Genomic DNA, 10,133 nt, shown 5'->3' with positions numbered 1-10,133 from the left:
GACGGAGGAACTCCCACTCCTCATCGGACAGTTCATGTCGACGTATCACCCGACCATGATCCACTACTCAAGATCAATTGAAGACACGACCTAGGCCGCCCGCCCCTGCGAACCGCCCCTCGCCACACCCCGCGCCCACAGCACCAACGGCACCTGCAGCGGCAGCCGGGCCAGCGCCGCGGCCTTCTGGGGCGCCGGCCGGTGACGCCAGTCCACGGCCATCTGGACATTCGCGGGAAACACCCCGACGAAGAACGCGGTGGCGGCCAGCGCGGCCACCCGCCTCGTACGCGGCACCGCCACCCCGGCCGCCAGCGCCAGCTCGACGACACCGCTCGCGTACGTCCAGGTCCGCGGCGAACCCGGCAGCACGCGCGGGATGGTCGCGTCGAACTGCCGGGGCACCGCGAAGTGGGCGACGGCGGCGGAGGCCAACAGGCCTGCGAGCAACAGGGGCGAGCGTTCCGACCTTGGCACGGTTCCTCCTCCGAGAGCCCACCAGGGGCTGTGGCAGTGGCTGCCGTGCGAGGTTACTCGAAAGTAAGTAGGCGGGTGTCAGGAGGGCTCCGCCCCCGTGTACGCCGCGGTCGTCCGGTCCGCCCTCCCCCGGGCGACCTCCTCGGCCTCACCGCCAGCGACGGCAGCCGCGTACCACCCCTCGCTGCTCAGCCCGACGAACCGCAGCCCCTCCCCGGTCCCGAACCAGGCCATGGCCTCCTGGGGATCCACGGCCGCGCCGGAGGACAGGTGGAGGGTGAGCCCGATGAGCGCCATGTCCCAGCCCACGCCGACGGCCCCGGGCCCGAACTGCTGCCACTTCTCGTCGTCGTCGGGAGCGATGTGGTCCAGCTCGAAGCGCGTACCGCCGTCCGCCGCGGGGCTCAGCCGCAACTCGATCCAGCTGACGTTCCCGCCGAACTCCCAGGTCGCGGTGAAGCCCTTGGGCGGGTCGCAGCGCTCGACGGTGCCGCCGGCGTTGCCCTCCAGCTGGTACGTGCCGCCGGGACGCAGCTCGCCGGTGACGGGCAGGAACCAGCGCGGGATGCGCTCGGGATCGGTACAGGCCTCCCAGAGGTCCTCGACGGTCGTGTCGTACGTCTGACTCACGGTCACCACGTGGGCCTCGCCGGCCTCGATGACACGGCTGCCGACCTGGCGCCGTACGGCGTTGATCTGATGGCTGACGTCGATCATGCGCTGCTCCTTCACTAGGTTCTTCGCTGCGTCTGTCGCCGCGTCTGTCGCCGCGTCCGTCACTGCGTCCGTCACTGCGTCCGTCACTGCGGAGGGGATCCGTCGCCTGCACCGCCGTCGCCGGACCGCTCGCGGAGCCGGCGTTCACGCTTGCCGCGCGCCACCTCGGTGGAGAGGGCGTCGAGGTGGGGCGTCCAGAAGCGCCGGAAGCGGTCCAGCCAGGTGTCGATGTCGCGCAGGGGGTCGGAGTTCACGGCGTACAGCCGCCGGGCCCCCTCCGGTCTGACCGTGGCGAAGCCGTTCTCCCGCAGGACCTTGAGGTGCTGCGAGACACCGGGCTGCGATATCCCGAACTCGTCCCGCACGACCTCGCTCACCGCCCCGGAGCTCATCTCGCCGTCCGCGAGCAGCTCCAGGATCCGGCGGCGAACGGGGTCCCCGAGTACGTCGAATGCGTGCACAGGGGCAACGTATCACCGCACGCTTATATAAGCGTGCGGTGATGAAAAATGCCGGCAGCCGCCCCCACCCCCGCACACCCCGCCGCCCCGTCCGGGATAACCTGCACCACAACGAAACGGGGGGCGTCTACACACCAGGAGACGCACGACCCGGAGAACATCGGCACGACGGACCGGCGCACTCGGGACGGAGTCGGGCTCGATGGACGGGCGGAATCGGCCACCATCAGTTGGCGTTCGCGTAAGAGGGGCTAACGACGGAACCACACCACAGGTTCCGCATCTACTTCATTGCCCGGCGTGACCTGCCGTGATACACAGAGTGACGATACGCCTCCTCGTGTACGGTCCTTGCGCCCCCTGAAGGGTCCCGCGAGCTCCGGTGACAAGGGATTCGTACGAAACCCGCCAATCAATGACGCCAAGTCGACATGCGACAGCATCATTGTCAGCGACAATAGCCGTGACCTCTGCGCAGAGTGGCAGAGGAGGCAGAACAACCCACTAGGGGCGGTGACTTACATGCTTTTCGCAGCCGAAAAGGGCGACATCAACACGATCATCGGCGGAATCGCTCCGGACTGGGGCCCGTTCGGCACCCTGGGCAACGAAGCCCGCGTGATGATCGAGGTCGTGATGGCGGTCGCCATCCTCCTGTGCCTCGGCATCGCGATCTGGGGAGCGGCGAAACAACGTATCGGCGCGACCGCCCTCCGCGACACCTTCAGCGCGGAACAGGGCAAGGGTCTGATCATCGCGGGTCTCACCGGGGTCTTCATCATCGGTTCACTGGGCACGCTCTTCACCATCGTGTACGGCATGGCCGTCTAGGCGGCCGCCGGCCCGGCGTCCTCGGACCCGGCCGGGCACACCCGGTCCCTCCTCCACCCATCCGTCCGTCGTGCCCACCGGCTGAGGTTGCGTTTCCCTGATGTCCAGTCACCACACCGCGCCCGCGCGGAAACCAGCGGGGCTACCGTCGTATCACGCGGTTCAGCATGAGGTTGAGGGGGCGTACGCGGCATGAGTCTCGGCGACGAGCACGGAGCGCGCGGCGAGGACGGCGGATACGGAGGTACCGGCCAGACGCGCACGCGGCTCCCCGACAGTGCCGGTGACGCCTACGGAGGGGCGCGGCGCGGCGGCCGTTCGTCGTCCCGCAGCCTCGTCACGGTGGTGGGCGTCGTGGTCCTCCTCATCGCAGCCATCGCCTTCGCGAACCGCGGCGACGGAAGTCCCGACTCGGACGACGACGGGGGCGGGGGGAAGGCGGGGGCGGCACCCACGGCCCCCTCCGGGGAACAGCCGGTGAAGTCGAAGGCGGGCGGCATTCCGACCGGGTACGCCCAGGACGACCAGGGCGCACAGAGTGCGGCGGCCAACTACTCGGTGGCCTTGGGATCGACCGACATGTTCAACGCGGACCGGCGGCGCGAGATCGTCGCCACGGTGTACGCACCCGATGTCGCCGCCGACCGCCAAGCCGGGCTCGACCAGGCGTACTCCAGCGAGAAGTTCCTGAGCAACATCGGTCTGGGCAAGGACGGCACCGCGCCGGGCGGCCAGACCTTCGTGTCGCGCGTCATTCCGGTAGGCACGAAGGTCAAGTCCGCGACCTCCGGAAGCGCCTCCGTGCAGGTCTGGTACACCTCACTCTTCGGTCTCTCGGGCGACGGCTCCACGAACCCCGTGTCCGAGAGCTGGTACACGACGACGTACGAACTGAAATGGGTCGACGGTGACTGGAAGGTCACGGACTTCCAGCAGAAGGACGGGCCGGTGCCCGTCGGGCGCGACCAGACCGCGTCCACGGCCGACGACATGACGAAGGCCGTCGAGGAGTACGGAGGGTTCACCTATGCCCGTTAGTCGTCGCGTACTCACGATCGCCGGGGCCATGACGGCCGTGCAGACCACGGCGGTCCTGGCGGCCAGCCATGCCTTCGCCGCGCCCACTCCCACACCCAGCCCTGAGGGCAGCAACGATCCCTGCGATCTCATCCGCGGCCCCGCCAAGGACTACTGCGAACGCGGCAGCAACAACCGCACCGGCCCCTCCCTAAACGACCCCACCACAGCCCTCGACCCCCTCGCCTCCCTCGCCAAGGGCTGCGCGAAAGCCGCCTCCTGGACCATCGACAAGCTCAGCGACGCCGTCCAGAACACGGCGACGGTCGACTTCACGAACCCCACGTTCCTCCAGCAGTACGCAGTCGTCTTCGCCGCGTCGACCATCCTCACCCTCCTCCTGTGGCTCCTCGCCGTGGCGAAGAGGGCCGTCCGCGGCGTCCCCCTCAGCACGGCCATCGGCGAAGCCATCGGCTTCCTCTGGCTGACGGTGCTGGCCTCGGCCTTCACCCCGCTCATCCTCTACACCGTCGTCTCGGCGACCGACGGCATCGCCGAGGTCCTCGCCAAGACGACCGGCAACCAGACCGACACGTTCTTCGGCAACTTCTCCGGCGCCCTGAACAAGGGCACCGACATCGGCGGCGGCCCGATCATGCTGATCGTGGTCTCCCTCGTGTCGATCCTGGCCGCAGGCGTCCTCTGGCTCGAACTGGTGATCCGCGCCGCCCTCCTCTACGTGGGCGCCCTCCTCGGCACGGTCGTCTACGCCGGCCTCGTCGACAAGAACCTCTGGGGCCACGTCCGCCGCTGGGCCGGCATCATGATCGCCGTCATCCTCGTCAAACCCGTCATCGTGATCGTGCTGGGCCTCGCGGGAGCCCTCTCCGCCGAGGACGGCCCGGACTCCTTCTCCGCCGTCGTCTCCGGCCTCGCGATCATCCTGCTCGCCATCTTCGCCAGCGCGATGATCTACCGCTTCGTCCCCGGCTTCGGCGACGAGATCGCGGGCGGCCGCAACAACCGCATCATGCAGGGCGCCGAGGGCAAGGCCGCGGCCGCCATCAGCTCGCCCGCCCACCTCGTCGCCCAGGGCATCAAGACCCACAGCACCCGGGCCGACAACAACGGCGGCGGAGGCGGCGGCAACAGCGGCGCCCGCCCCTCGAACCCCATCTCCGGCGGCGTCGCGGCCCACAGCTCCCGCGGCTCCGGCTCCTCGGGCGGCGGCGGATCAGCCCCCTCCGCACCCCCGCCCCGCTCCAGCCCGATCAACACCCCTCACGCCGGAAACAACCGCAACAGCAACAGCAGCAACAACCGCACGGGAGGTGAAGGGCGTTGACGACTGATTCCCATGTGGCCCATACGTCCCATCCGGTCACGCCCCGCCGTACATATCTGATCGGCCGCGCCCGGCCGAGCGCGATCGTCGGCCGCAACCGCGAGTCCGGCGAGATCGGGCTCATCATCGTGGGCGCGTTCCTCGGCATGATGTGCGGCCTGGTCGTCCCCGTGCTCTCCCTGCGCATCGTGCTGCTCATGGGCTTCCCGATGCTCGCGCTGGCGGCGGTGTACGTCCCGTACAAGCGGCGGACCTTCTACAAGTGGTTCGAGATCAACCGCAGTTACAAGCGCAGCCTGCGCCGAGGCACCGCCTACCGCAGCAACGTCATGGAGTCGGGCACCCACGTCGACGGCCGCGAGGTCGAGATCGGCCCGCCCCCCGGCATCGGACGCATCTCCTGGCTCGCGGCCCCGTTCGGCCCGGACGAGATCGCCGTCCTCCTGCACGCCGACCGCAAGACCGTCACCGCCGCCATCGAGATCGAGGGCCCCGGCGTCGGCCTGCGCGACAGCGAGGACCAGGAAGCCCTCGTCGACCGCTTCGGCACCCTCCTCAAGCACGTCGCCAACGGAGACGGCTTCGTCACCCGCATCCAGATGCTCGCCCGCACCCTCCCCGCCGACCCGGACGCCCACGCCAAGGACGTCTCCGTACGCGGCGACGACCGGGCACCCGGCTGGCTCCAGGACTCGTACGAGCAGCTCTCGTCCATGGTGTCGACGAGCAGCGAACAGCACCGCGCCTACCTCGTCGCCTGCATGCACTACTCGCGCGAACTGGCCGCCGAGGCCCAGGCGATGGCCCGCGCGGCCCGTCCCAAGGGCGGCAAGAAGCTCGACAAGGACTCCGGACTCGCCGTCGTCATGGCCCGCGAGCTCACCGACATCTGCTCCCGCCTCCAGGAGGCCGACATCCGGGTGCGCCAGCCGCTCGGCCAGGGCAGACTCTCCTCACTCGTGCACTCGATGTACGACCCGGACCACCCCATCGACCACATCCAGGCCATGACCAAGCGCAACGCCTGGCCGGCCGAGCTGGACGCCATGGAGCCGACCTACCTCCAGGCCAAGACCCGCGAGTCCTCCACCCGCGCCCCCTGGTGCCACTCCACGGCCTGGGTGAAGGAGTGGCCGATGACCCCGGTGGGCGTCAACTTCCTCGCCCCGCTGCTCGTCCACACCCCGGACGTCATCCGCACGGTCGCCGTCACGATGGACCTCGAACCCACCGAGGTCGCCATCGAGCGGATGCTGACCGAGAAGACGAACGACGACGCCGAGGCCAGCCGCCAGGCCAAGATGAACCGCACCGTCGACCCGCGCGACGTCGCCTCCCACAACCGCGTCGACCAGCGCGGCCAGGACCTCGCGAGCGGCGCAGCCGGCGTCAACCTCGTCGGATACATCACCGTCTCGTCCCGCAACCCCGAGGCACTCGCCCGCGACAAGCGGACGATAAGGGCCTCGGCCGGCAAGTCGTACCTGAAGCTCGAATGGTGCGACCGCGAGCACCACCGCGCCTTCGTCAACACGCTCCCGTTCGCGACCGGCATCCGGAGGTAGGACTTCATGCGGGACCCGCTGTCCGTCCTCACGGAAAGCTTCACGTCCTTCCTCTTCGGCAAGGTCGAGACGACCCGCCCGCCGGTGCGCACCTCCACCGGCCAGGCCCAGGCCGTCTACCTGCCGACCGCGGCCCCCGGCCTCGGCGACTCCGGCGTCATCATCGGCCGCGAGGTCTACTCCGGGAAGGGCTACATCTACGACCCCTTCCAGCTGTACGGACAGCAGCTCCCGGCGCCGCACTGGTTGGTCCTCGGCGAGTCCGGCAACGGCAAGTCGGCGCTGGAGAAGACGTACGTCATGCGGCAGTTGCGGTTCAAGGACCGCCAGGTCGTCGTGCTGGACGCGCAGGGCGAGGACGGGGTGGGCGAGTGGAACCTCATCGCCCAGGCGCTGGGACTGACACCCATCCGCCTGGACCCGACCGCCGCCCTGGACATGGGGATCCGGCTCAACCCGCTCGACCCGGCGATCACGACGACCGGCCAGCTCGCGCTGCTCCGGACCATCATCGAGGTCGCGATGGGCCACAGCCTGGACGAGCGCTCCGGCTTCGCGCTGAAGGTCGCACACGCCTACGTCAACGAGACGATCATCGACCGCCAGCCCGTACTGACGGACATCGTCGAGCAGCTCCGCCACCCCGAACCGGAGTCGGCGGAGGCGATGAACGTCGCCATAGACGACGTACGCGCCTGGGGCCTCGACGTCGCCCTGGTCATCGACCGCCTGGTCGACGGTGACCTGCGCGGCATGTTCGACGGCCCGACGACGGTCGGCATCGACCTCGACGCCCCGCTCATCGTCTTCGACCTGTCCCACATCGACCGCAACTCCATCGCCATGCCCATCCTCATGGCGATCGTCGGCGTGTGGCTGGAGCACACCTGGATCCGCCCCGACCGGAAGAAGCGCATCTTCCTCGTCGAGGAGGCCTGGCACATCATCAACAGCCCGTTCGTGGCCCAGCTCTTCCAGCGCCTGCTGAAGTTCGGCCGCCGCCTCGGTCTGTCCTTCGTGGCCGTCGTCCACCACCTGTCCGACGTCGTGGACGGAGCCGCCGCGAAGGAGGCCGCGGCGATCCTGAAGATGGCCTCGACAAGGACGATCTACGCCCAGAAGGCCGACGAGGCCAGAATGACGGGCCGCGTCCTCGGCCTGCCACGCTGGGCGGTCGAGATCATCCCCTCCCTCACCCCCGGCATCGCCGTGTGGGACGTCAACGGCAACGTCCAGGTCGTCAAACATCTGATCTCCGAGACCGAGCGCCCCCTCGTCTTCACCGACCGCGCCATGACGGAGTCGTCGGCCGACCACCTCGCGGACGACGCCCTGCGCGCCGCCGAGCTGGAGGCCGAGGAACGGGCCGCGGCGTTCATGGAGCAACACCTGAGCGATCTCGACGACTCGTCCGAGTCCACAGTGGCTTAGGTCCACAGTGGCGTAAGTGGCGTAATAGGAGCGACCCGAGATGAGACCGGACGACCGCAGCCGCCGCGGCGATCAGCACCGCGGTGGCGAAGGGGGCATCCCCGACGGCCTGCTGCTCGGCATCCTGGCCTTCGTCCTCGGCATGACCGTCATGGTCTGGACGGCGACCGGCCTCGCCGGCCTCTTCTCCCACGGCTCCTGGCCGTCCGAGGTCACCTTCCGCCGTACGCCCCTGGCCATACGCCAACTCGTGGAAGCCCCCCACGACCTGCCGACCGCCTGGCCCGACACCCCACCGGCCCAGCTCTCCGGATACGGGCTCTTCTGGGGCCTGTTCATCGGCCAACTGATGGTCCTGGTCGTCCTCACGGTGTTCGTACTGGGCACGGTGGCGAGGTGGCGGGCAGGCCGGGCGGGACGCAGGACGCACGCCGCGGCGCCGGAGCCGGATCTCCTGACCAAGGAGGAGCCACCCGAGATCCCTCGAAGCCGGGCGGCGGAACGACCGGAGGCGGAACACGAGGTACCGGCACAGCAGCCGACGACGCACACTGCCCCGGTGCCCCTGAGGCGGCCGGCTGAGCCGCCGCTGGATTCGGCCCCGGTGGAAACCGCCGAACGGGCGAGTGGATGGGAAAACCCCCCACAAGCCCCGCAGGGCGTCGTGCTGGGTCCGCCCGAAACCCGCCACCCCCTCGCCGTCCAGGCGATCCGGGACGCGGACGGCCCCGCCCTCGTCATCACCTCCGACCCCGCCCTCTGGTCCAGCACGAAGGACGCCCGCGCGAAACTGGGCCCCGTCCTCCTCTACGACCCCTCCCACCTCTGCGACACCCCCGCCCGCCTCCACTGGTCCCCCTCCGCGGGCTGCGAGACCAAGGAGACCGCGAAGGCCCGAGCGGCAGCACTCCTCGCCCCGGTCCGCCCCACCGCCAGGATCGACCAGGCGGTCGCCGACACCGCGGAGACCCTCCTCCGCAGCTACCTCCACGCCGCGGCGGTGGACGGCCGCACCATCCGCCACGTCCACCGCTGGGCCCAGGGCGCCCAGGTCCAGGAAGCCGTACGCATCCTCCGTACGAACCCGAAGTCGGCCCCCGGCTCCGCGGGCGAACTCGAAGCGGCCCTCACCTCGCACCCGGAACGCCGGGACATCGCCCAGGAGTTGACGGCCCGAGCGCTCTCCGCCCTCTTCACGGTCAACGTCCGGGAAGCCTGCACTCCAAACCGAACCGACACCCTCACCTTGGATTCCTTCGTCAACGAAGGGGGCACGCTTTATGTGGTCGGTGAACCCATCGAGGACCCGAGGTCGAACCCCGGCGCCATGCCGCTCCTGACGGCCCTCGCCTCAAGCGTGGTCGAGCGCGGCCGGCGCATGGCCGAACGGTCATCCTCCGGTCGCCTCGACCCACCACTCACCCTCGTCCTGGACGACGTGGCCGCGGTGGCCCCGCTGCCCCAACTCCCGGACCTGCTCGCCGCGACCGGCGGCACAGCCCCGGACCGGGGCCTCCCTACCCTGGCCCTGCTCCGCTCCCAGGAACAGGCCCGCTCCCGCTGGCCGCACCAGGACCTCCCGGTGTGACCCGCGGCGCCTACGGTCGCTCGAACACGAACTCCAGCTCCCGCGCACCCGAATCCCCGGGTACCGGCACGCTCTCCCCCGTGGGCACGAACCCGAACTTCCGGTAGAAGGCCTGAGCCCGTCCGTTCCCCTCGTGCACGAACAACCGCGCCCGCTCCAAGCCGGCGTCCTCCCAGGCCCACCGCAGCGCATACGAGAAAAGCCGCTCGGTGAGCCCACTCCCCCGCACCTCGGGCCGCACATACACACCCACCAGATGCCCCTGCCGTACGTCGCTCACGGCACCCAGCGCCCCGACGGCCCCGGCCTCCTCGACCAGCACGACCACACACCCGACCCACCGTCCACCGGGCCCCTCAGCGACGATCTGCTGCCGTTCCCGCACGCCCTCCGCGGCTCCGGAGGCCCGCTCCTGCCAGAAACTGTCGGGCCGGCCCACCGCGACCTCGTACGTATCCAGAAAGGCCAGATGCGCCACCGGATCACTGAGAGCGGCCAGCGCGAGCTCCTTCACCGCGGGCCACTCGTCCCTGCCTATCGAACGGATCACGTACTCAGGATTCATGAGGATCACCGTAACGAAACCGAATGCGCCTGCATGGGTCGGAACGCAAAAAAGCCCCCGCACCGAAGTGCGGGGGCTTTCCTGTAATATTTGTTCGGCGGCGTCCTACTCTCCCACAGGGTCCCCCCTGCAGTAC

10 protein-coding genes are annotated in these 10,133 nt (G+C 69.5%); 6 read left to right on the top strand and 4 right to left on the bottom strand.

Features of this window, described 5'->3' with window-relative positions; genetic code table 11:
• Nucleotides 1-90: 90 nt before the first annotated feature.
• The 3 genes from ACH4DZ_RS44800 to ACH4DZ_RS44790 form a co-directional block, all read right to left on the bottom strand.
• Nucleotides 91-477 carry a DoxX family protein gene (locus tag ACH4DZ_RS44800; RefSeq protein WP_398295578.1) on the bottom strand — a complete coding sequence of 129 codons (387 nt, stop codon included), beginning with the start codon at nucleotides 475-477 and terminating at the stop codon, nucleotides 91-93.
• A gap of 78 nt (nucleotides 478-555) precedes the next feature.
• Nucleotides 556-1,194: an SRPBCC family protein gene (locus ACH4DZ_RS44795; RefSeq protein WP_398295576.1), complete on the bottom strand. Its 639-nt coding sequence runs from the start codon at nucleotides 1,192-1,194 to the stop codon at nucleotides 556-558.
• 83 nt (nucleotides 1,195-1,277) lie between these two features.
• The gene (locus ACH4DZ_RS44790) at nucleotides 1,278-1,655 is read right to left on the bottom strand and encodes an ArsR/SmtB family transcription factor (RefSeq protein ID WP_398295575.1); all 378 of its coding nucleotides are present in this window, start codon (nucleotides 1,653-1,655) and stop codon (nucleotides 1,278-1,280) included.
• A gap of 522 nt (nucleotides 1,656-2,177) precedes the next feature.
• On the opposite strand from ACH4DZ_RS44790, the gene ACH4DZ_RS44785 reads away from it, so the two are divergent.
• From ACH4DZ_RS44785 to ACH4DZ_RS44760, 6 genes are all read left to right on the top strand, one after another.
• Nucleotides 2,178-2,486, top strand: coding sequence for a hypothetical protein (locus ACH4DZ_RS44785; RefSeq protein ID WP_107015212.1), 309 nt, complete (start codon nucleotides 2,178-2,180; stop codon nucleotides 2,484-2,486).
• 192 nt (nucleotides 2,487-2,678) lie between these two features.
• Complete coding sequence (locus ACH4DZ_RS44780; RefSeq protein ID WP_398295573.1) at nucleotides 2,679-3,524, top strand: hypothetical protein; 846 nt, start codon at nucleotides 2,679-2,681, stop codon at nucleotides 3,522-3,524.
• Nucleotides 3,514-4,848 (top strand): hypothetical protein, encoded by a 1,335-nt coding sequence (locus tag ACH4DZ_RS44775; protein ID WP_398295571.1) that lies wholly within the window; start codon nucleotides 3,514-3,516, stop codon nucleotides 4,846-4,848. Before ACH4DZ_RS44780 ends, ACH4DZ_RS44775 begins: the two co-directional genes overlap by 11 nt.
• 14 nt (nucleotides 4,849-4,862) lie before the next feature.
• Nucleotides 4,863-6,413 carry an SCO6880 family protein gene (locus ACH4DZ_RS44770; RefSeq protein ID WP_398295579.1) on the top strand — a complete coding sequence of 517 codons (1,551 nt, stop codon included), beginning with the start codon at nucleotides 4,863-4,865 and terminating at the stop codon, nucleotides 6,411-6,413.
• 6 nt (nucleotides 6,414-6,419) lie between these two features.
• On the top strand, nucleotides 6,420-7,844 hold the full coding sequence (locus ACH4DZ_RS44765; protein WP_398295569.1) for an ATP-binding protein: 1,425 nt from the start codon (nucleotides 6,420-6,422) through the stop codon (nucleotides 7,842-7,844).
• Between the two features lie 40 nt (nucleotides 7,845-7,884).
• On the top strand, nucleotides 7,885-9,432 hold the full coding sequence (locus tag ACH4DZ_RS44760) for a type VI secretion protein (RefSeq protein WP_398295568.1): 1,548 nt from the start codon (nucleotides 7,885-7,887) through the stop codon (nucleotides 9,430-9,432).
• 10 nt (nucleotides 9,433-9,442) lie between these two features.
• Here the strand turns inward: ACH4DZ_RS44760 and ACH4DZ_RS44755 are convergent, their stop codons facing one another.
• Nucleotides 9,443-9,997 (bottom strand): GNAT family N-acetyltransferase, encoded by a 555-nt coding sequence (locus tag ACH4DZ_RS44755; RefSeq protein ID WP_398295566.1) that lies wholly within the window; start codon nucleotides 9,995-9,997, stop codon nucleotides 9,443-9,445.
• Nucleotides 9,998-10,133 lie beyond the last annotated feature (136 nt).

This window comes from Streptomyces sp. NPDC017991 (assembly GCF_044328075.1).
In the GTDB taxonomy this organism is placed as follows: Bacteria; Actinomycetota; Actinomycetes; order Streptomycetales; family Streptomycetaceae; genus Streptomyces.
The sequence above is the reverse complement of the archived record's forward strand: the minus strand, read 5'-3'. Positions and strand labels throughout refer to the sequence as shown.